Below are 21,284 nucleotides of genomic sequence, written 5' to 3'. Positions count from 1 at the left end.
CAAGTTTGTGTCAGTCATACGGCAAAGAACGAAGAATTTAATTGTAGCGGGGATGATAGGTGCGCTTTCAATGGGGCTAGTAGGGGCAGGAGTTGTCACCTATAACTGGTTGGACAATGCGAAGGAAACAAAGCGACTGCAAGATGAGTATGAGAAGAAGATCAAGGCAGCAGAGTTGGCGCAGCAGCAAAAGGCTGCCGTGAAACAAAGTGTTGTTATTGCAAATAAAGAGCTACCTGCTGGGACGACGCTGACAAGTGAAGATGTAACGATTCTTGAAGTCGATGAGCAGCATGCACCTGTGAATGCAATTGCAAGTAACGATTTGGCAGTAGGTAAAGTACTTAAGATTAGTGTAAGTGATCGAACTCCAATTATAGCCCCGATGCTCTTTGAAGAAGGACCCGTTAAACGAGATATTAGATCGCAAGAGTTCAATGTAATTACCCTACCAAGTAAGCTCAAAAAAGACGATTTCGTGGATGTTCGGATCAATTTTCCAACAGGTCAGGATTATATCGTACTTTCCAAGAAAAAAGTGAAAGATCTTGCGCTTAACACCGTCTGGTATGACATGAATGAAGTTGAGATATTGAACTTCTCCAGTGCTATTGTGGATGCTTATCTGCAAGGGGGAAAGATTTATGCGTTAAGTTACGTAGATCCATATATGCAGGAAGCTGCAATAACGAATTACCCGGCTAATTTGAAAGTACTTGAGTTATTAAGAACGGATCCGAATGTGCTTGAGCGTGCGAAGGATGAACTTGTGAAGCGCATGAGACAGAAGTTAGAGAAAGATTTGAGTGAAATGGATGAAGCGCAAAAATCACGCGTATTGTCAGGACGTGCGCAGCATGAGACCCAGGCACAGAATCAAGTGCAAACCCAATCACAGTCTCAAACTCAAAATCCAAATCAAGGCTCAGATCCAAGTCAAAATCAGAACCCGAAGCCCAATCAATCTCGCTTAGAAACAGCGCCTTCCAATCAAGGTGGAAATGCGAGAGAAGGATTACCGCTTAGTCCAGGTCCAGTTGGTGTGCAAGATAGCCAAGAAAGGCAAGAAACCATTATGAATGAATCGGATACTAGTCGATTGAATCCGTAAGTGAGGCAGGAGAAAGTGATGAGGCAAATTTTGTTTGTAGGGGCATGTGAGAAGTCAGACTTGCTCCTATACAGTTCAGCGCTACTGGCTGCTGCGGGTAAGAAGGTATTACTCATTGATGCCACGACTGAGCAGAAATTAAAGTATAGTGTTCCTCGAATAGATGGGGATGGAGATATGACCGAGTATGAAGGTTTTTACGTTTCGTATGGGTTGAAGACCGGGGCTGAAGTTAGAACTTATTTGGAACATGTTCGCTTCGATGGTCTTCTGCTTGCGGAAGCGGGATTTGATACGATCTTGATCGATACGAATCATCGTGAATTTTTTGAAGGAATATCGATTCAAGATTATACAGAGCGTGTCTACGTGACGAATTATGAAAAGAGCTGTATTCATGTGAATGAGGAAATTTTACAATCGGTGTTACCCAAACAGTCGGGTTATACCCCATTTATTCCGATCATTAAAGATACAGTGGATTGTCAGATAAATACGGAATATTTTGAAAAAATGTTAGGGCACCACCCTATTGCTTGGTCAGGTGAATTTTACGAAATTGAATTCGACGAATTGGACTATGCATCGCGTATCGACAATCAGAACCACAATCGCTTGCGATTGAATCGACTGTCCAAAGCGTACCAGAGAACATTAATTGATGTGACAACGGAAATTAGTGGAATGACCTATGCAGAGATGAAGTCTGCGTTCAAACGGATAAAGAAGGGGAGACATTAATGGGTCAAATTGCATGCTGGGGAATGGCCCCTGGACAAGCAGCGACAACCGGAAATCTGATAGCGCTGTCTACAATCGCGGGTCTTGAGTACATGACGACAAATTTGATCGCACATACAAGCGGCAGGTGGTCTACGCTCGAAGCAGCATTCGTGAACCAGCAAGCTGAAGAGCATGTACATCTGCTGGATGTTACGAATACGGGAATAGAAGCTTTGGTGAGACTCGCTCGAAGCAATCTATTAACCGCTGACAATATGAAAGATTACACTTTGCCAATATTGAAGGATCGATTGGATCTATTAGTCGGACCACATAAGAAGCAACAAGCATTCGATGAGATGATGCTGGACATCATGCCGAAGATTACGGGAAGTGCCAAGCTGCAATATGATCACATCTGGATCGATGTAAACAGTGACTTGACGAATCCATTAACCGAGCAAGTGATGCTCGAATCGGATCTCATTGTTGTGAATCTGAATCAGAACATTCATGTGTTGGAACGATTCTTTGCCATGAGAGAGGGACATCCAATCTTAGAGAAGGTTCCCTTTGTTCTTGTCTTAGGGCAATACGATCGTCATTCGAAATATACAGTAAACAATATCGCTAGACGCTTTAAATACAAGCAGCCAATCTATACGGTGCCGCATTGTGCAGAATTCTTAGATGCGTGGAATGATCAGCAAGTGCTTGATTTCTTCGTTCGGAACCGGCATGTGAAAAAAGGGCATCCGAACTACTTTTTTATTAATGAAGTACAACGATTCGCGAGAGGTACGTTATCCCGTCTAGGAGTAGATACTGATCTCTTAAGTGAAGGGCAGGGATAAACGTGTCATCGTATTGGATTAACTTCATGGGTATAGCGATCATGATCGGTATGGCTGCATTATTGATCTGGCTAAAGTTAAGTGGAAATCATCGAACACCACCAAAGTCAAGGGTAGATGTGAATAAATTTAAGATCGATGTCATGACAAATAATGTGAAATTGATGTTAAGTGAGATCACGAGCAGTAATTTATATGACTTAGGATTGTCTGAAGAGGAATTTATACGCCGGAAGAATAAACGCTTTGAATTGAAAACAGCACTCAAAACATGCAGTTATGGTGATCTGAATGCAAAGACGTATGTGAAGGCGTTTATTTATGATTTACTTCAGCATTCCTATGGTCTGAATGAGACGAACATCGAGCAAGTGATGCCGTTTGACAATCGTGAACAATTAACGATTCAAGACCAGTTCGAGATCATGTTACATATTTACAAGAAAAAACATCAGTTCGATGCACTCAGTGTATTTCTAGAAAAGCATGATCTGGTGAAACCGAAATGGCTCATTGAGAATGGGGAGACGGAATCCTACGTTGTGACGAGTCAGGAGATTGAGAAGATCTATAGGTCTGTACATAGGCACTTAACGTTTGAAGACAAAATGAACATCATTGTACAGCGGATTTATCAGAACTATAAGGGATTCTCGGTTATTGATGATATTCGAGATATGAATATTGACGGGGTGTCAGGTGGTGTATCTGGTATTCCAAGTTCGTTTAGTACGCAGACAACCGAATTTGAGATGTATACGAAACAGATGAATCATAAGATTCCACAGACGCATGACAGCGTATGGTTATTTTATAAAGGAAAATCGGTCCATCTGGCGTTCTTATCATTCGGCTCGGAGATGGAGCTCAAGCGTGTGTGTCAGAACATCTATAAGTACAATGCACCTGGGCAGTTGTCAGAGTCGAATGGATTTAAGATTAACGAAATGAAGGACGGTTCACGTGTCGTTGTTGTCCGTCCTCGATTTGCAGAATCATGGGCGTTCTTCGTCCGGAAGTTTGATATTCCGAATGCAACTCTGGAACAGTTGGTGAAAGATGAGGGTGCGGAATTAATTATTTCCTTGGTGAAATATTTGGTGAAGGGCTGCCGAATTACTGCCATTACAGGGGCGCAAGGAAGTGGAAAGACGACCTTCCTTATGGCGATGATTACGTATATTAGTGCGAAGTACAACATTCGGGTGCAGGAAGTTGCGTTCGAACTTCATTTGCGAAAAATATACAAAGAACGCAATATCTTAAGTTTCCGTGAGACAGATACGATTTCGGGTCAGGACGGACTGGATGTGCAGAAGAAGACAGATGGAACTGTGAATATTCTCGGTGAGGTTGCGACAGATCCTGTTGCAGCTTGGATGGTCCAGATGGCGCAGGTTGCCAGCTTGTTTACGTTATTCACGCATCATGCGAAGACGTTTAAGGATTTGGTGTTCTCGCTAAGGAACTCTCTACTAAAGACGGGAATGTTTAACAACGAGACATTAGCAGAACAGCAAGTCATCAGTGTTATTAACTTCGATATTCATTTAAAAAGAGATTTTGACGGTAAACGATATGTTGAACGAATCACAGAATGTGTGCCGATTGATCAAGACGCACCGTATCCAATGGAGTTTAAACAAGAAGCAGCGTTGCCTGAGAAGTTGGATCATTTTATGGTGACGATGACGGAATATTTCAAACGCTCCACAGATCGCCAGCAGTTCCAATCGCGTAACATTATTGAATTTGAGGATGGGAAGTATGTGACGAAGCATCCGATCTCGGAGCGAAGCAAGCGCGAAATGCGTGAGTTGATGTCATTGGCGGATGCAGAAGCATTCCAAGCCTTCGTAGGAGAGCATTGGGGGGAGCACGATGCCAGTTAAAGACATATTGCTGCTGCTCATCGGTGTGTGTATCTTCTTGTTCTTCCTTATTCTTATTATCCTCAAGGTGATCGAACGAAGGCAAATCAAGCAAGGTTCCTATGATTCATGGCGACGCGCACAAACTCTAATTGCTCCGACACAAGGAAGTAGTACGAAGCAATGGCTCAATACGTGGTTGCAACGCAGCTATGTGACTGTATTAAAAATTCCCTTGCTCAATCGGTATGTACTTAAAATTCGTAGACGCATAGCGCATATTCACACTTATGATGAGTACATGCTGCGCAGGCAGACGATGAAGATCTCTATTATATGTATAAGTATAATGGTTGCTATTGTGGGGATATTGCTGTTATTCAATCAGAGTATTTCATTCATCGCGATGGTCTTGCTCGGAACGGTTATCCTCAACAGCATACTTATCGATGCCTTTATCAATCGCATTGATGATCGCTTGCTACAGCAGTTGGTGCATTTGATTGGTGATGTGAGACATCACTATCAACATCATGGGATGGTGGATGAATCCATTTATGAGGCGTCAGAGACAGCATCTTATGAAGCTGCGATTCATGGCAAAGAGATTTATGAAATATTAACTGCTCACAATCCGGAACAGAAGCTTGAAGGCTATTATGAGGTTGCACCGAATCGATTTCTCAAAATGTTTGCAAGCATTGCTTATCTGATTTCGGAGTATGGAGATAAAAAGATTGCAAGTGGTTCCTTATTCTTAAACGGTCTTACACGGCTTACGAACGAACTGAAGATTGAGATTCTGAAACGCGAAAAGCTCAATTATTTGTTAAAAGGATTAACTGCAATTGCGATTGCCCCTGTGTTATTCACAACGCCTATTGAAATATGGGCGCGCAACAATTTCCCGGCTATGGAGGAGTTTTATAACGGGAAATTTGGATTAATGACTAAGATATTGATATTCGTTATTATCGCAATCGCTTATATCTTGCTTCGCAAAATGCAGGAAAACACGGAAAAGAACTTTGTCCGAGCCACGAAAAAGAAGATCTGGGAGCAGTACGTAGAGCGTATTCGACCGATGAAATGGATTGCCGAGCGGTTTACGCCACAGCGAAGCTCCAGAGAGTATGAGAAATGCAAACAGCTCCTGAAGGAAGCGAACTCTCCACTGACGCTAGAGTATCTGGTTATTAGACGAATTACATTAGGCATCGCAAGCTTTGTGATGGTCCTTATTTTGTTTGGTTCGATGCATGTACTTGCTAAATCGAATATTGTACAAGCGGGTTCTCAGTCTGGTGTTATATTCGGCAAGTTAAATGAGAAAGAAGATGAAGAGGCGAAGTCAGTCGCTCAGTATGACCAGCGAATTATGGAGGAAGTAAAGGGTCAAGTCGGTGATCCTCGCACTCAAGTATCGCAGCTTGTGAAGGAATCGAAGACTAATGTTACGGGTCCGATAAATAATGAAGTGCAGATCAATCAGGCGATTAATCGAATCGTAACCAAGATGAATGCGTTAAATGCGGAATACCTCAAATGGTGGGAAGTGTTGATTGCTTTATTCATGGGCTGGATCGGGTATTATGCCCCGATGTGGCTGCTCTACTTCCAAAAGAAAATGCTAGCTATGGAAATGAAAAATGAAGTGGATCAATTCCATACGGTCATTGCGATATTTTGCGAGATGGAACGGGTTTCGGTAGAAACGATTCTGGAGTCGATGGAACGATTCGCTTCTGTATTCAAAGAACCCCTGCACAATTGTTTGCTTCATTACGAAGCAGGTGCAGATGCAGCTTTACAGCAGCTGAAGGAAGATGCACCATTCATTCCTTTTGCAAGAACAGTGGAGAAATTCCAGCTTGCCGTAGAGAAAATTCCAATCCGCCAGGCATTCGATGACTTGGAAAGTGAAAGGAACTTCTACCAAGAGCAGCGCAAGCAAGAGTATGAACGGATGATTGATACGAAGGCAAGCTGGGGCAAGATGATCGGATTCATGCCACTTTACGCCTTGGTGTTCTTGTACTTGGTTATTCCGCTTGTCGCAATGAGCTTTAATCAAATGTCAGTGTATTACGATCAGGTTAATAAAATTTCATGAGAATAAGGAGATTGATGAAAGATGGGTAATGCTCAGAAAGCACTAGTAATGGCGGCGGGGATATTCCTTGCAATCGCATTAATTACAATTGGGGTTGTATTGTTTATTTCCGCTCAAGAAGCAACGAAGACAGCACAGAATAACTTTTCGGATATTCAGACGGAACTATCGCAGACAGCTTATACGGTGTATGACAATACGGTGATTTCGGGTAATCAAGTGACGAATGCTCTGAGGAAGTATAATAGCAAAGAACAGTTTGGTATTCAAATAAAAACAGGTAAGAATACTGATGGTAGTTGGTATAAAAATGAAGTGACCTTAGTAGGTGATGATTATGGAAATATTGTTGGCGAAAAAGTTACGGTAATAAAAGATATAAATGTCGTCAATGATGAGAAATCTGCTCAATATGTAAATCCTAGCGGTAAGTTTAAATCGAAGATTATACGCGATAAGAGCAATGTGATTCGTGGTATTATTTTTGAGCAGCAAACTTCATAAAAAATAGGATTAATCAACATGAATACCAACCTAAAACCCATGCTATGGCAAGCCTTCGCAACCGTTGTGTTCATTGGAGCATTAACGGTTGCACTTTATCAAGTACAGTTTGTTCAGAAGTCGATTCAGACAACTTACATTACTGGAAAGACACTAGATCACAACGTAGCAGCTACGCTCAATCCGTCGGATGTGTATACAGTTAACAGCAGTGTGGTCTTACAGAGCATTTATCATATCGAAGAGTTACAAGTGGATATTCAAGTTGACGGACACTTGTATCCGAAGACGATCAAGATCGAACATGCTGATCTATCTAAGATTAATCGTAGCAAGCAATACGTAAGCAAAAGAGTGCGTGGTCCCAAGGGAGAACTCATCCGCATCGATTATGAATCTACCCCGAGGTGAAGAGGATTGAATGCTTTATCTAAAGTTTTTGCATTATTAATTGCGCTGTTGCTGCTCTTCGTATATCCACTTGCAGACACGTTTGAGAAACAAGATGATATCTCTAGCTTAGTGGCGATAACTGCTGTTCGAGAGTTTGTTGACGCTGTTAGGGATAAGGGGTATATTACTCCAACCATGTACAACGACTTCTCGAAAGCGGTTCATGCAACGGGAAATACGTTCAATATTCAAATGCAGCATGATCATAAGCGGTATAATCCGGTCTACACGGATCCTTTGCTTCCGGGTACGTTTCAGAATGATACGAATGTGGACTATGATCAATTTTTTACGGATCAGATCATGGTTAAACTTTTCCCTAATGAGAATTACCCCCTAGATGACAAACGGCGAATGTACAAGCTCTCGACTGGTGATTACTTCAAAGTGAACTTATTGAACACGAATCGGACACAAGCATCCGTCATGTGGGATTTTATTAACAATGACAATACTGCACGTGCGAAGATCATGATCCCATATGGGGGTATGGTACGCAATGAAGATTATTAAGTTTGTTCTCTTCTTCGTGTTTATCATTTTCCCGTTCATGGTGGTCAATCAGATAAACGTGAAGGATCAGCGTAAGATTACGCATCTGAAAGTAAGATATGATGCGGCGATAAATGCTGCGGTTGATGATGGTGCATTTGCGTTAATCATGAATGAGAAACAATCGTTGGAGTCGGGTTATGAATCAGGAAAACGAGTACGAACGAACTTGCAGCAGGGTATGCAAGCTTTTTACCATACGTTATATACAAACTTCGATGTAGCAGATGATCCTGCCAGTCAAGGTGTATTGCGCAGCTTTATTCCAGTTGTTGTTGTCATTGGTTATGATGGTTACTACATTCTGTCGAAGGAAGAATATCGTAATGCCAAGGGTGAACCTGAAGTGAAAGAAGTATGGTCGGAGAAGAAGTTGTATGCGTATCAAGATGAGCAGGGCAATTCGCTCTCATTTACACTCGATGATTATGTAACCGCCTATGACAAAGGTAAAAATGAATGGAGAGAAGGATATGTAAGGGATATAAAGTCCTTAATGCCCGCTATTGCATTACTGCAAAATGCAAGTACGTTCGAACAAGTACGACGTATTACGATCGTGAATAGTATTCAAGCTGAACTATCGCAGTATATGAATCATGCCAATGTTGTCGCAAAAAGAAATGGTGCTGCTTACACCTTTACTTTGCCAACGATTAGTCAAGAAGAATGGAACAATACGATTGATGATGTCGGTATTATGGCTTTCGTCCAGGGGATTCCGATAGGAAAGAGTACGTATAACAATTATGCGCTTGGCGGAAGTCGGGTGCTTAAGAAACCCGCCTATCAAGCTGCTATTAAGCGTTCAAACGGCGTGAAGTTCTTTTTCAGAAAAGATTGCCAAGGAAAGTTTACACAATTGGAATACGATTATATGGAGACTTTCGGTAGTGGACAAGCAGCTGCTAAGGCGGGGTATCGACAGCTAAGTTGTAGCAATTAATTTATGCATTTATTAATTCGGCAGTCCTGTGATTTTATTCACAAGATTGCCATTTTTATTGCTCTAAATTTCATAATTGAGTGACATTTCTCACATCTGACCTATGTGAAATTTATTACAATAAAGGTGTGATAAAGATCATACACATAGGAGTGGTTACAATGACGAGATGGTTAAGAACAAATCGGGTTGCTGCAGGATTACTGACGATTATCCGCTTATACGTGGGGTACTTATGGTTCATGGGTGGTGTTGGTAAACTGTTCGGTGATAAGGCGTTTAACGCAGCTGGATTCTTGAAGAATGCGATCACAAACCCTATTATGGATAAAGCGACAAGTGAGCTCGTCTATCCCAACTTTACCGCGTTCTTGGAACACTTTGCATTACCGAATGTGAAAGTCATTAATATTCTTATCCCAGTTGGGGAGTTATTAGTAGGTCTTGGATTAATTGTAGGTGGTTTAACAGCAATTGCTACATTCTTCGGACTCATGATGAACTTCATGTTCCTCTTTGCCGGAACCGTATCGACGAATCCATGGATGATCTTGTTTGGCATCATCATACTACTCGGAAGTGCTAATGCAGGTCGATATGGTGTGGATTACTACATCATGCCTTATGTGAAAAAATGGTTTAAACTTAATAATAAAGTAAAAGTAGACGCTTAAATGTTAAACACCTTCCATGGCAGCAAAAATGCTGGTGGAAGGTGTTTTCTTTATAGATCTATTTATGGAACATTATATCGCTTGTATCCGAGTGACATGGCATAACGAGCATTCCTCTTCATGCGACGATACATGGATAAGTTTTTTAGTTTAGTGAACGGGATGTACTCGGGACGTGTGTTCACTTCGAATATCCAAGGGGCAAGTTGCTGATCGATACCAATGTCGATCCCGACTTCCCATACATCAGGGAAATTGTCTTCCATTTGATAGGCAATAGCCATTCCTAGATCAACGAGTTCACGTCGATATACCTTCACTTGTCTTCTCTTGAGATGGGGCAGCATCAGTTCTCTAAATGTATGGATTGTTGCACCTTGACTCCCATTTGTCACTACACGATTAGGCATGGCTAGCCGCCCGCATATTCCACTTAGTTCCCAATCATGATCGCTATTCTTCTGGACCATGACTCGAAAGTCGAAGGGGCGATTCTGATTGCGCAGCATGCGGATACCTTGTTGAATCAAGTAAGTACGCTTACTCGTGAATCGCTTTAAATAATTATCAGCATCTTTAATCGATTTGAAAGTGAAGCTTTGGTCATCATGATGCAATTGCACATGTCGATTGCGTTTAATCCGTTGTATTCTCATTACATTCATACCCTTGGAACCTGTGTCTGGCTTAATATAGAGCATGCCAAATTGATTTAGCATTTGCTTGAGATTAGGTAGAGAATATAGACGTGTAAGAGGTGAGTAGACGGCAATGGATTCGTCTTTAATAAGCGCTTTTGTTTTCTTCCATTTGCTTGGAATATGACTTCGAAAATTCCGCTTCATGTTATAGAAATCGACCTCACTTTCTGTACATGTGCCTTTCTTTTAAGGTATGTAGACAAATGAGGAGGTGACTATGTGACTACCTATTGACCATGAACATAATATAGTATATCGAATCGGTGAGTATTGGAGGGAGCACGATGTTATCAGGTGATATTTTGAAGCAAAAAATTAAGGGAACGAAGCAGCGCTTTTCTTGGTATAATAATATGATAAGTAACCGTGAAATTCAGGAGATAAATGAGCTGCCACTTATGACAGCAGATATCTTGGATCAACATTATTATCAGGCAGAGGTTCTAGAAGGGCTCCACTTGTATCAAACATCTGGCACAAGCGGGAAAGCTCGTAAACGTATTGTATATTCCGAGCAAGATGAACTACATTATCTTCAAGTGAAATCGAAGGTTTATGCGGACTTTGTGCAGGGGGATAATTTAAAGCGGGCTTTAGCAGATATGGGAACAGGACATGCAGCTCGTACAGCAATCGATGTGTTTACACATCTAGGGTTTGAGTGTATGTCGATTTCATTCGAGCTCCCTGTTGGGGAGCACATCACACAGCTTGAGTCGTTCCGTCCGGAACTGTTATATACAATGCCTTCGCTATTAGAGGCGATTCTTTTACATGCACCTGATCCGAAGAAATTTGGCATTAAAAAAGTTATTCTTGTCGGTGAAATTGCGTCTCGTGCATGGCAAATCCGCGCAGCAAGCGAACTGGGAATTACACCGGATTCGATTATGGATACGTATGGTTGTATAGAGGTCGGGACGATGGCTTATTATTCCCATGCAGATGGCTGTTACAGATTAGCAGAAAACATTAGGGTGGAAGGTATCCAACCCAAGGATATAGACATGGAAGAACAACTACAACCGGATGAGTCCATACTCGTCGTGACTTCGCTGTGCCGAGACTATTTTCCAGCCATACGCTATGTGACATACGATGTTGTTCGTGACCTACGTGAAAGAGTCATTGATGGCGTACCGCAAATGACGTTCTCAGCAATTGTGAAGCGGGTGGGTAAGGAATTGAAGCATGGTGAAAAAATCAGTCTGTATGATATTGAGGAAGTCGTCTATCGACATATCGGGGACGGTAGATTGCGAGTTCAGGTTCAGAATAATGTCTTGGTCGTGTATATTCAATCATCCACGATGTTCGACGAGCAGATTGCTGTCATTGAGCAAGAACTTGCACAAGTTATCCCTGAGATTGGATCGATGATTCGAGGCGGATTAATCGGTGGTATTCAGGTCATCCCAGTAGAACATGATGGGACGATGCTCTCAGGTACAGTAAAAAGTAAAAAGCTTTATTACACCCAAGATGAATGAACACACAACTAGTCAAATGCATTAATACAATATCCCAGTATGAATTCTTTTGAAAAAGAAGGATGATCTAGATGGACTGGGAAAACGGCATACTAGGAACGATTGGAAATACGCCACTTGTTAAACTGAATAAATTGTTCGACGGTAAGCATTACGAGTTATATGCCAAGCTTGAGGGGTTGAATCCTGGGGGGAGTTCTAAGGATCGTTCTGCACGACAAATGTTAAGAACAGCTTATGAAGAAGGCTTAATTAAGCCTGGGGCAACAATCGTCGAGTCTTCTTCTGGAAATTTAGGAATCTCTCTTGCGCAAATCTGTGCTTTTCTAGGTTTGCGCTTTATATGTGTCATTGATCCCCGTACCACTGAACAGAACATTCGAATTCTACGTACGTATGGGGCAGAAGTGGATCTTGTGTCTGAGCCAGATTCCGTAACAGGTGAATTTCTACCTGCTCGTATTGCACGTGTACAGGAAATTCGAAATAGCATCCCTGATGCCTACTGGCCGAATCAATATGCGAATAAATCGAATCCACTTGCACATAGCCAATATACGATGCATGAAATTGTGCAGACATTGGGGCGGGTCGACTATTTGTTCTGTGCAGTATCTACGTGCGGAACGATTAGGGGTTGTCTGGATTATGTGAATGCGCATCACTTAACAACTAAAGTGATTGCTGTGGATGCAGTTGGGAGTGTTATTTTTGATCAGGAAAAATGCAAACGGCTTTTGCCAGGTATTGGTGCAGGAATCAAACCTGCATTGAGTGAACAACTGGCAGTTCATGATTATGTCCATGTGTATGATCGTGATAGTGTTCAGGGTTGTTATCAATTGTTACGTAAGGAATCGATACTTGCTGGGGGTTCTTCAGGCACTGTTATTGCAGCTATTTCGCAGTATGCTCGACACATTGAGAATGGAGCTGTTTGTGCAGCGATTCTGCCTGATCGTGGAGAGCGTTATATGGATACGATCTATGATGAATCTTGGATAAAAACACATTTTGGTCAAATAGAGGGTGCAAGTTTTTAGTTCAACAATGGGAGGGGGAGCGATGTGCATTATTTAGGGGAAAAAGACTTGGAACTGCTAGGTGTGGACTGGCAAGCTTTGTTCCAAGTGATGGAGGATACGCTGCATTCTATGGATCAAGGCAAGTATGCTCAACCGATAAAGCCGTTCTTACGCTACGGGAATCCAACTAATCGAATTATCGCAATGCCAGCGTATGTAGGTGGAACTGTGCATCAGGCTGGGTTGAAATGGGTGGCTAGCTTTCCTGATAATATCCACAATGGTCTTCCACGCGCACATAGTATTGTTGTATTGAACGAAGCAGATACAGGTGTGCCTCAAGCCATTATTAATACACCACTCCTAAGTGTGCTTCGGACAGCTGCTGTAAGTGGTATGTTCTTGAAACATTATGGCCTAGCGAATCGTCCAACACAGTCTGTACGAATAGGAATTATAGGTTGGGGACCGATAGGACGCAGTCATCTTCAGATGTGTTTAGAGGCTTATGGTGAGGCGGTATCGCATGTAATGATACATGATCTTCGGGGTGTGGATGTCACCCAGGAACAATCTGTTTATAACGTTCAAGTAAGTGTAGCAAAGTCGTGGGAGGAAGTCTATGCAGAATCGGATGTAGTTATCACATGTACAGCAGCACCTAAGCGATATATCAATCAGAAACCAAGAGCAGGCATGCTGCTTCTGCACGTGTCTTTACGTGATTATGAAGCAGATGCCATTATGCAGGTTGATCGAATTGTTGTAGATGATTGGGAGGAAGTATGTCGGGAGAATACCGATATTGAGCGGCTCTCTCTTGAAAAAGGATTGCAAAAGTCGGACACGTCAAACTTAATCGATATTGTTTGTCATGATGGGTTTAAAGATTTGAAGCCGGAAGATACGGTACTGTTCAGTCCTATGGGCATGGCAGTATTTGATATTGCAGTGGGTCATTACTATTGGCAGCGTGCAGTTGCTGAGAATAAAGGTACACGACTTTAATTTTGACAAAAGAAAGGGATAACGCGATTGATGCGTTATCCCTTTTTGTACTGCATGATACGTTGATAAGCTGATTTATCCTTGAGCTTTAAGAACAAGCCTGTACTTGGGGTGAAGTTCACTTCAATAATCCAAATTGTACCATTTTTATCGATTCCAATATCGATCCCCATGATACGCTGATTCGGGTAACCCGTGCTCAGCTGTTTTGCTATCTTGATGGAAAGTTCATTGACGCTCGCATGCATGACAGGCATTGCACGACCATTGAGCACTTTGGATAAACGTGTTGCTTCGGAGAAGGAAGCGACACGACCTCTGCTTCGGGCAGTATTTGTAATAATGAAACCAGGTCCTGCAATCTTAGCAAGCTTACCGGTTACGACCCATTCGGAGCTGTGCGTATGTCTTTGGACCATGACACGAAGATCATAAGGGCGCTTACCAATTTCCGCAAGGTTGATTCTAGATTGAATCAGATAAGGAATCTGAATACCAGGTTTCAACATGTTGAATACATGATCTGCCCCTTTTACGAATTGAATGTTTCTACCACGATGAATTCGAAAACTACCATTATGCAAATTGGATACTAGAATAACCCCTATACCACCACTTTTGGCTGAAGGTTTTAAGATAATTTGCGGGTGCTTACTGAGCATTTCATGGAAATTTTCTTGTGAGAATTGACACGTATCAGGTAAATGATTGGAAACATACGGTGATCGAAGTAGGACTTGATGTTTACTCCACTTACTCCAAGTTCCATTACTCATGGTGAAGTCCCCTCCTGCTCAATGATGACAAGATCATGCTCTTCCACACGTGTAATCTGATTCTGCTCATCGACAAAAACAACACGAGGTCTTAATTGCACTGCTTCTTCATCAGAGAAAAGTCCTAAGCTGAGGATGATTACAATATCACCAGGATCAAATAGATGTGCAGGTGGGCCATTCAAACATATTCTACCTGAACCAAGTGGCGCTGGAATCGCATATGTTTTCCACCGTGTCGCATTGCGTAGTGAAGTAACCTGAACCATTTCATATGGGAGAATATTGGCTTCTTGCATTAAAGCGCGATCAATTGTAATGGATCCTACATAATTTAAATCCGCTTGTGTGACGGTCGCTCTATGAATTTTCCCTTTACACATTAAACGGTGCATTCGAAGGTAATGCCTCCCTTATATATTGTTAACGAAAACGGCTTATTCGCAACAATATATGAAGAGGAAGTATCCCTTGTTCTAGGCAAAGAGGGGAATAATTATAGGGTTTAGGTTTAAGCCGTTTCCGATTTTCCGCTGTTGTATACGTTAAATGAGGTGGAAAAAAATCGTATACTTTTCGTAGAAATGCAGGAGGGATAAAATGAACAAATGCTGGCTTGTTTGCGCTGAATGCAGGAAACAAATTCCACTGGCGCTTATCGGGCGTTGTGATTGTGGTGGCACATTGCTTGTCGAATACGATCTGGAAAGAGCCAAGCATAGGCTTAATAGCGTTCCCTTGTCACAAAGAGTTACTTCTCTATGGCGTTATAGTGATATGCTACCTATTCAAGATGAGGATAAAATTGTTTCATTGGGTGAAGGGTGGACACCGCTGCTTCGAATGCCTAATCTGGAGCAGTTTCTTAATATACATTCGATTTCAGTCAAGAGAGAAGAACAGAACCCTTCTGGCAGCTTTAAAGCACGAGGTTTCTCAGTAGCGGTATCTCTCCTTCATGAGCGAGGAATCAAGAAAGTAACAGTACCTTCTAATGGTAATGCTGCGTCTGCTCTAGCAGCTTATGCGGCACGCGCAAATATGGAGTCTTACCTTTTCGTTCCGAAGGATTGTCCAGGTCTAATTGTCGAGGAATCGGGTAATTATGGTGCGCACGTGTATTTAGTAGATGGCTTCATTCATGATGCAGGGCGAATCATTGAAGAGGGAAGAGAAGCTGAGGGTTGGTTTAATGTGGGTACACTTAAAGAACCCGGTCGTGTTGAAGGTAAGAAGACGATGGGGTATGAAATTGCTGAACAATTAAACTGGCAACTGCCAGATGTGATTATATATCCGACAGGCGGCGGATCAGGGGTTATTGGACTTTGGAAAGCGTTTCATGAAATGAAGGGATTAGGTCTTGTTAGCGGGGAGTTCCCACGCATTGTATCTGTACAAGAAGAGGGATGTACACCGATTGTGGATGCTTTTCTAAATGTGAATGAGTCTGCTTGTCTGAATAAAGAAGTCACTTCAGCACCAACTGGACTAAGGGTACCTCAGCCTCCAGATGGTTCACTAATCGTACGTATACTACGTAAGGTGAATGGGGAGGTTGTTGCTGTTACGAAGGAAGAAATTACGGCCGCCCAGCAGATGATGGGGAGACTTGGCATTTCATCTTCGCCAGAGGGCGCATCCACACTTGCTGGCTTAATCAAATTGGTTGAAGCGGGAAGCATTTCGTCTCATGAATCGGTTGTTATGTTCAATACCTCACATGCTATGAAATATTTGGACTGGACGAATGCACTTCCTTATCCTATCATTCGATCTTATGATGAGTTTGTGAGTAAACGCTAAAATTGGTTGTTATTATGTTATATTTGACGAAATTCTCTTACAAAAGAGAGCTTCGTCTTTTTTATTTTCATAACAAATCGGTATTCTGGTAAAAATATCAAATCAATTATAACTTTATTTTATAAATGAATTGCCCTATACTAATAATCGATTGTGAAAACCATAACATCATAAACCCTGAACAACAACGATAAAACAACTAGAGGAGGAGTGGGGCAATATGTCAACTAAGAATCAACCAACTACCCGCAAAAAGGGGTTAGTCTTGCGCAGCCTAGATATGGTCGAGCGAATTGGTAATAAGTTACCTGATCCTATCATGCTATTCTTCTTCCTATCTGTAGCGATCATTGTGCTATCGGCCATCTTTGCAGGAATGGGAATTAGTGTTGAGCATCCCGTTAAACCGGGTGAAACATTAGCGATCAAAAATCTACTTAGTACAGAAGGAATTCAATACTTATTTGAAAGCGCAATTAAGAACTTTACAGGATTTGCGCCACTTGGTACCGTGCTTGTATGTATGCTAGGTATTGGTGTTGCAGAACGTTCAGGATTAATTGCAGCTGCACTTAAAGCACTCGTAACGAGTGTACCGAAACAATTGATGACAGCATCTCTTGTATTTGGTGGGGTTATGTCATCCATGGCTGCTGATGCAGGTTATGTGGTATTAACATCACTGGGTGCGATTCTATTCTTAGGTCTTGGACGACATCCGATTGCAGGTTTATCGGCTGCGTTTGCAGGGGTTTCCGGTGGTTTCAGTGCGAACTTACTATTAACATCACTCGATCCATTGCTTGGGGATCTAACAAAAGCAGCGGCTGCTACATTTGATCCGGTTTATGCAGAAAATATTACGGTCGCGATGAACTATTACTTCATGTGCGCATCTGTTTTTCTAATCACAATTGTTGGAACATTTGTAACAGATAAAATTGTAGAACCAAGATTAGGTGTCTATAACGGTGAGATTAAGCGTGAAGAAGTAACAGCAATTACTTCGCTTGAGAAAAAGGGACTATGGTTATCTCTTGTAGCGTTTATCGTAACTTGTTTCGGTTTGTCCCTACTTGTTGTACCGAGCTGGGGTCCGCTTCATAGCCCTAATGGATTTAGTAACTCGCTATTCATTAAAAATCTTGTGCCTTCCATCTTAATCGTCTTCTTGATTCCTGGTCTTGTATATGGATATGTAACGAAAACGGTACGAAATGGTAGAGATGTTGCGAAGCAAATGTCGGATACGATTGCATCGATGGGTGGATATATTGTTCTTGCTTTCATGGCAGGTCAATTCATCGCTTACTTTAATGAAACGAACATGGGCATGGTTCTTGCGATTAAGGGTGCAGAGATCTTGACTCAAACGGGACTAACGGGCATTCCGCTTATCCTCGTGTTTATCGTAATCTGTGGTATTATTAATATCTTTATCGGTTCCGCATCTGCTAAATGGGCTTTGCTTGCTCCGGTATTCGTGCCTATTATGATGCAGATTGGATACACGCCTGAGTTTACACAATTGATTTACCGTATCGCGGATTCCACAACAAATATTATCTCGCCATTAATGGCGTACTTCGCAGTCGTGATTGCATATGCACAAAAGTATGATAAGAAGATTGGTATTGGTACACTTGTATCGACGATGCTTCCATACTCTGTGGCGTTCACAATTGCATGGGTATTAATGTTGATCCTATGGATGTTCTTAGGTATAGATCTAGGACCTGGCGCGAAAGTTTATATGCCATAATGATTTCATTCATAGAAACCGGCTTGCAGTTTATGCAAGCCGGTTTTCCTGTATTAATTAAGCACTAAAGAATATTTTACAGAAACTGTATCCTCGAAATTCACCATATGATATGATAATAGAAGATTTTTTTAGCGTGAAAATGAAACGTATTTTTTCTGAGCACGTATCAATTAGGGAGAACAAAATTAGGGAGTACACCATCTCGAGGAGGAAATGAAACCATGTCTATTTTTAAAAGATTACGTGATTTAACACTATCTAATGTATATTCACTTATTGAGAAAGCTGAAGATCCAATCAAGATGACAGATCAATACCTTCGTGATATGCAAGAGGATCTTGAAGATGCAGAGAAAGCAGTAGCTGCTCAAATCGCTATTGAGAAGAAGTTCAAAGTTCTTTATGAAGAACAAGAAGCTCTAGTGAAAAAACGTGAAGAGCAAGCACATATGGCTGCTCAAGCGCAAAATCTTGATCTTGCTCGTCGTGCTCTAGAAGAGAAGAAATCTTGCGAGCAAAAAATGAATGAGTACAAAGCGACTTACGATCAAAACAAACTTGCTGCAGATAACCTTCGCAAGAAGCTTGATGAAATGCGCAAAGATCTTGTTGAGATGAAAAATAAACGTGAAACATTAGTAGCTCGTTACAATGCTGCTAAAGCACAAACAGAAATCAATAAAGCGATGTCAGGACTTGGTTCCGATACTGCATCTTCTGGACTTAAACGTATGGAAGAGAAAATGCTTCAAATGGAAGCACAAGCAGAAGCAAGTAACGAGATGACTGCTAAGGGCGCATCCCTTGATGATGAATTCGAAAAGCTTGGTTCAGGCAAAGCAGTAGATGACGAGCTTGCAGCTCTTATGAAGCAATACGAGCAAAAGTAATCTACACAATATGAAATTCAGGGAAAACGTCGCAAGACGTTTTTCTTTTAAGTAAGAAGTTTGCTCAAGGAGGAAATTTAACGCATGACTTGGATGACGATATTGGCAACACTTGTGTGGACAGGAGTTGGAGCTGTTCTCTTGGTTGTCTTAATGGGGATTGATTCATTATTTACTCGTTATAAGGACATGGAAGAAATTAAGAATGGGAATGTTGCGGTGGCAATTCGTTTCGTGATGAAGTTGTTTGCTCAGGGTTATATATTGAGTCAATCCATTCGCAGTTCCAATGATTTATGGGATGCTGTACTCGCATCTGTTGTCTCATTTGTCATCCTACTTATACTTGAACTCATCATTCGTAACGTACTAAAGTGGACAGTAGCCTTGAACTTAGATGAAGGTACTAAACAAGGTAAGATCGCGCATGCTCTATTAGGCGGGTCGTTACACGTTGTCGGTGCACTGGTTATCGCATCGTATTTATTAGTAAGCTAACAATTAACATGTAGAAAGGGCGACCTATCATGAGTATATTTCAACGCATCAAAAACCTTGTTGCAAAGCCAGAGCCGCCGAAAAAAGAAAAAAGTATGCTGTCCCTTGTACCCGGAGATATTTGTGAAGTGTCACTCGTTACTTATGAAGTAGTTGGACGCGTTCAGAATCGCCAGCGTAATGCGGTAGTATTGACTTTGCAAGATGGGAATACGATTAACTATTTGCATATTGAAGAACGCGAGAAATTAACCTATTCCTTGTATCTTCCTATTGATGGTCGTCTGGACTCGCCAGATGAAGTGCCTACAACGATGGAACTCGATGGAACGAATTATTACTTAGAAGAGCAGTACTCCGGACTCGTCGTTACCAATGGCAGAACTCCGTTCAAACAAGGTGGAGATCAGTATGTGTGGCAGTATCAATCTGACAACTCTAGACTGTTCCGCGTGGAATGGCAGGACGGCAGATTCATGCTGTATGAAGGAGAATGGATTTTGCCAGGAGATGTGAAAGTGATCCGTGGTAATTAAATAGGGAGTGAACGTAATGGCAAGACGGCTGTTACATGCCTTGAAATTAACGCTCGTCTTTAGTTTGCTGCTTCCGCTTCTTGTCGCCTGTGGCGGCGATCCGGTAAAGGATAATTACCCTCTGGAATCAGTAAATAAGCAAGGATCCCAACAATCTTATGTATATCGGGCACCAGACAAGACGGTACCTGGAGTGGCTAAAGAAATTGCGGATCAGAACAAACCACAGCAAATATCTAAAGAAGATCCGGAGCGAATGTTCCTTGTCTACTCGGATAAGTTATATAATATCCAGAAAGATCCTGCTAAACCGACAGATACATTAATTGAAGTAGATAACAAAGCGTATGTTGAGAACAACTACGCATCTGATTTCTTACAAGCGTATATTACTTTAAAAATATTAGATGAAGTGTTCGACTTTGTCGGGGATAGTCATGCACGTAAGTATCGCGGATATACGAGCAGGGATATCTATAAACCGCAAACCATTTATAAAACTCCAACAAAAGAAGAGAAGAAACAAGCTCCTCCTATGACAGTGGATCGTAAAGGTTCCGTTACGAAGCGGGGAACAAACAACAGTACAGGATCGAGTAGTTCCAGCGATTCGAATAAATCAACGACGAACATCTTCAAGAAGTCAGATGAACAAAGTAAATCAACACCTGCGCCGAATACGTCAAAAGATTCGACGGGCAAGGTTATCCGCAGAGATGACAAGAGTTCTACCAACTCATCAAGCTCTACAGGTTCATCAAGCACATCCAATTCGTCAAGTTCTTCCTCAAAAAGCTCAAATTCAGGCAGCTCGAGTTCAAGTAGTTCCAAATCAAGTGGTTCTAGTTCAAGTGGTGGTGGTTTCAAGGTAACAGAGAAGAAACCAAGTCCACCTAAGACAAGTTCTGGCTCAGGTTCTGTTACGAGGCGTAAGTAACAATCAATCACTTAAACCCCTATAGGCAGGTACCAATTGTTTAATCGTTGG

At 41.8% G+C, this 21,284-nt stretch carries 22 protein-coding genes; 19 read left to right on the top strand and 3 right to left on the bottom strand.

Going from position 1 to position 21,284, the window contains the following annotated elements:
* The first annotated feature begins 7 nt into the window (after positions 1-7).
* From NV379_RS05500 to NV379_RS05455, 10 genes are all read left to right on the top strand, one after another.
* Positions 8-1,111, top strand: a complete 1,104-nt coding sequence (locus NV379_RS05500; protein ID WP_258206289.1) for an SAF domain-containing protein — start codon at positions 8-10, stop codon at positions 1,109-1,111.
* A gap of 18 nt (positions 1,112-1,129) precedes the next feature.
* Complete coding sequence (locus NV379_RS05495; protein ID WP_258206288.1) at positions 1,130-1,852, top strand: hypothetical protein; 723 nt, start codon at positions 1,130-1,132, stop codon at positions 1,850-1,852.
* Positions 1,852-2,688, top strand: a complete 837-nt coding sequence (locus NV379_RS05490) for a chromosome partitioning protein ParA (protein WP_258206287.1) — start codon at positions 1,852-1,854, stop codon at positions 2,686-2,688. The genes NV379_RS05495 and NV379_RS05490 overlap by 1 nt, the downstream gene beginning before the upstream one ends.
* A 26-nt stretch (positions 2,689-2,714) precedes the next feature.
* On the top strand, positions 2,715-4,580 hold the full coding sequence (locus tag NV379_RS05485) for a P-loop NTPase family protein (protein WP_258206709.1): 1,866 nt from the start codon (positions 2,715-2,717) through the stop codon (positions 4,578-4,580).
* A complete protein-coding gene (locus tag NV379_RS05480; RefSeq protein ID WP_258206286.1) occupies positions 4,570-6,672 on the top strand; it encodes a hypothetical protein in 2,103 nt (700 codons plus the stop codon). The genes NV379_RS05485 and NV379_RS05480 overlap by 11 nt, the downstream gene beginning before the upstream one ends.
* 21 nt (positions 6,673-6,693) lie before the next feature.
* Entirely contained in the window at positions 6,694-7,176 is a 483-nt protein-coding gene (locus NV379_RS05475; RefSeq protein WP_258206285.1) for an ABC transporter permease, read from the top strand.
* 18 nt (positions 7,177-7,194) lie between these two features.
* Entirely contained in the window at positions 7,195-7,587 is a 393-nt protein-coding gene (locus NV379_RS05470; protein WP_258206284.1) for a hypothetical protein, read from the top strand.
* Positions 7,588-7,593: 6 nt separating this feature from the next.
* The gene (locus NV379_RS05465) at positions 7,594-8,142 is read left to right on the top strand and encodes a hypothetical protein (RefSeq protein ID WP_258206283.1); all 549 of its coding nucleotides are present in this window, start codon (positions 7,594-7,596) and stop codon (positions 8,140-8,142) included.
* Positions 8,129-9,127 (top strand): hypothetical protein, encoded by a 999-nt coding sequence (locus tag NV379_RS05460; RefSeq protein WP_258206282.1) that lies wholly within the window; start codon positions 8,129-8,131, stop codon positions 9,125-9,127. Before NV379_RS05465 ends, NV379_RS05460 begins: the two co-directional genes overlap by 14 nt.
* Positions 9,128-9,288: 161 nt before the next feature.
* On the top strand, positions 9,289-9,801 hold the full coding sequence (locus NV379_RS05455) for a DoxX family protein (RefSeq protein ID WP_258206281.1): 513 nt from the start codon (positions 9,289-9,291) through the stop codon (positions 9,799-9,801).
* A gap of 62 nt (positions 9,802-9,863) precedes the next feature.
* On the opposite strand, the gene NV379_RS05450 is transcribed toward NV379_RS05455, so the two are convergent.
* Positions 9,864-10,646 carry a YheC/YheD family protein gene (locus NV379_RS05450; RefSeq protein ID WP_258206280.1) on the bottom strand — a complete coding sequence of 261 codons (783 nt, stop codon included), beginning with the start codon at positions 10,644-10,646 and terminating at the stop codon, positions 9,864-9,866.
* A gap of 140 nt (positions 10,647-10,786) precedes the next feature.
* Here NV379_RS05450 and NV379_RS05445 point away from each other — a divergent pair, with 140 nt between their 5' ends.
* From NV379_RS05445 to NV379_RS05435, 3 genes are all read left to right on the top strand, one after another.
* Positions 10,787-11,992: a phenylacetate--CoA ligase family protein gene (locus NV379_RS05445; protein WP_258206279.1), complete on the top strand. Its 1,206-nt coding sequence runs from the start codon at positions 10,787-10,789 to the stop codon at positions 11,990-11,992.
* A 71-nt stretch (positions 11,993-12,063) separates the two neighbouring features.
* Positions 12,064-13,035 carry a 2,3-diaminopropionate biosynthesis protein SbnA gene (gene sbnA, locus NV379_RS05440; RefSeq protein ID WP_258206278.1) on the top strand — a complete coding sequence of 324 codons (972 nt, stop codon included), beginning with the start codon at positions 12,064-12,066 and terminating at the stop codon, positions 13,033-13,035.
* 24 nt (positions 13,036-13,059) lie between these two features.
* Positions 13,060-14,025 carry a 2,3-diaminopropionate biosynthesis protein SbnB gene (locus tag NV379_RS05435; RefSeq protein ID WP_258206277.1) on the top strand — a complete coding sequence of 322 codons (966 nt, stop codon included), beginning with the start codon at positions 13,060-13,062 and terminating at the stop codon, positions 14,023-14,025.
* 35 nt (positions 14,026-14,060) lie between these two features.
* Here the strand turns inward: NV379_RS05435 and NV379_RS05430 are convergent, their stop codons facing one another.
* Together NV379_RS05430 and panD are read right to left on the bottom strand one after the other, a co-directional pair.
* Positions 14,061-14,801, bottom strand: coding sequence for a YheC/YheD family protein (locus NV379_RS05430; RefSeq protein WP_258206276.1), 741 nt, complete (start codon positions 14,799-14,801; stop codon positions 14,061-14,063).
* On the bottom strand, positions 14,798-15,196 hold the full coding sequence (gene panD, locus NV379_RS05425) for an aspartate 1-decarboxylase (protein ID WP_258206275.1): 399 nt from the start codon (positions 15,194-15,196) through the stop codon (positions 14,798-14,800). The genes NV379_RS05430 and panD overlap by 4 nt, the downstream gene beginning before the upstream one ends.
* A 205-nt stretch (positions 15,197-15,401) precedes the next feature.
* On the opposite strand from panD, the gene NV379_RS05420 reads away from it, so the two are divergent.
* The 6 genes from NV379_RS05420 (at position 15,402) to NV379_RS05395 (ending at position 21,233) form a co-directional block, all read left to right on the top strand.
* Positions 15,402-16,607 carry a threonine synthase gene (locus NV379_RS05420; protein ID WP_258206274.1) on the top strand — a complete coding sequence of 402 codons (1,206 nt, stop codon included), beginning with the start codon at positions 15,402-15,404 and terminating at the stop codon, positions 16,605-16,607.
* A 220-nt stretch (positions 16,608-16,827) separates the two neighbouring features.
* A complete protein-coding gene (locus NV379_RS05415) occupies positions 16,828-18,369 on the top strand; it encodes an AbgT family transporter (RefSeq protein WP_258206273.1) in 1,542 nt (513 codons plus the stop codon).
* 224 nt (positions 18,370-18,593) lie between these two features.
* Entirely contained in the window at positions 18,594-19,262 is a 669-nt protein-coding gene (locus NV379_RS05410) for a PspA/IM30 family protein (protein WP_258206272.1), read from the top strand.
* Between the two features lie 84 nt (positions 19,263-19,346).
* The gene (locus tag NV379_RS05405) at positions 19,347-19,760 is read left to right on the top strand and encodes a DUF350 domain-containing protein (protein WP_258206271.1); all 414 of its coding nucleotides are present in this window, start codon (positions 19,347-19,349) and stop codon (positions 19,758-19,760) included.
* Between the two features lie 29 nt (positions 19,761-19,789).
* Positions 19,790-20,296, top strand: coding sequence for a DUF4178 domain-containing protein (locus NV379_RS05400; RefSeq protein WP_258206270.1), 507 nt, complete (start codon positions 19,790-19,792; stop codon positions 20,294-20,296).
* Between the two features lie 16 nt (positions 20,297-20,312).
* Positions 20,313-21,233 (top strand): DUF4247 domain-containing protein, encoded by a 921-nt coding sequence (locus tag NV379_RS05395; protein ID WP_258206269.1) that lies wholly within the window; start codon positions 20,313-20,315, stop codon positions 21,231-21,233.
* Positions 21,234-21,284: the final 51 nt, after the last annotated feature.

Source organism: Paenibacillus radicibacter, assembly GCF_024721995.1.
Taxonomy (GTDB): Bacteria; Bacillota; Bacilli; order Paenibacillales; family NBRC-103111; genus Paenibacillus_AM; species Paenibacillus_AM radicibacter.
This window is presented reverse-complemented; position numbering and strand designations above follow the sequence as displayed.

Bases quoted from the DNA above. Each gene is read 5' to 3' on its own strand.
- NV379_RS05495 (WP_258206288.1), top strand. From the start codon at position 1,130: ATGAGGCAAATTTTGTTTGTAGGGGCATGTGAGAAGTCAGACTTGCTC.
- NV379_RS05490 (WP_258206287.1), top strand. From the start codon at position 1,852: ATGGGTCAAATTGCATGCTGGGGAATGGCCCCTGGACAAGCAGCGACA.
- NV379_RS05485 (WP_258206709.1), top strand. From the start codon at position 2,715: ATGGGTATAGCGATCATGATCGGTATGGCTGCATTATTGATCTGGCTA.
- NV379_RS05480 (WP_258206286.1), top strand. From the start codon at position 4,570: ATGCCAGTTAAAGACATATTGCTGCTGCTCATCGGTGTGTGTATCTTC.
- NV379_RS05475 (WP_258206285.1), top strand. From the start codon at position 6,694: ATGGGTAATGCTCAGAAAGCACTAGTAATGGCGGCGGGGATATTCCTT.
- NV379_RS05470 (WP_258206284.1), top strand. From the start codon at position 7,195: ATGAATACCAACCTAAAACCCATGCTATGGCAAGCCTTCGCAACCGTT.
- NV379_RS05460 (WP_258206282.1), top strand. From the start codon at position 8,129: ATGAAGATTATTAAGTTTGTTCTCTTCTTCGTGTTTATCATTTTCCCG.
- NV379_RS05455 (WP_258206281.1), top strand. From the start codon at position 9,289: ATGACGAGATGGTTAAGAACAAATCGGGTTGCTGCAGGATTACTGACG.
- NV379_RS05450 (WP_258206280.1), bottom strand. From the start codon at position 10,646: ATGAAGCGGAATTTTCGAAGTCATATTCCAAGCAAATGGAAGAAAACA.
- NV379_RS05445 (WP_258206279.1), top strand. From the start codon at position 10,787: ATGTTATCAGGTGATATTTTGAAGCAAAAAATTAAGGGAACGAAGCAG.
- sbnA (WP_258206278.1), top strand. From the start codon at position 12,064: ATGGACTGGGAAAACGGCATACTAGGAACGATTGGAAATACGCCACTT.
- NV379_RS05430 (WP_258206276.1), bottom strand. From the start codon at position 14,801: ATGAGTAATGGAACTTGGAGTAAGTGGAGTAAACATCAAGTCCTACTT.
- panD (WP_258206275.1), bottom strand. From the start codon at position 15,196: ATGCACCGTTTAATGTGTAAAGGGAAAATTCATAGAGCGACCGTCACA.
- NV379_RS05420 (WP_258206274.1), top strand. From the start codon at position 15,402: ATGAACAAATGCTGGCTTGTTTGCGCTGAATGCAGGAAACAAATTCCA.
- NV379_RS05415 (WP_258206273.1), top strand. From the start codon at position 16,828: ATGTCAACTAAGAATCAACCAACTACCCGCAAAAAGGGGTTAGTCTTG.
- NV379_RS05410 (WP_258206272.1), top strand. From the start codon at position 18,594: ATGTCTATTTTTAAAAGATTACGTGATTTAACACTATCTAATGTATAT.
- NV379_RS05405 (WP_258206271.1), top strand. From the start codon at position 19,347: ATGACTTGGATGACGATATTGGCAACACTTGTGTGGACAGGAGTTGGA.
- NV379_RS05400 (WP_258206270.1), top strand. From the start codon at position 19,790: ATGAGTATATTTCAACGCATCAAAAACCTTGTTGCAAAGCCAGAGCCG.
- NV379_RS05395 (WP_258206269.1), top strand. From the start codon at position 20,313: ATGGCAAGACGGCTGTTACATGCCTTGAAATTAACGCTCGTCTTTAGT.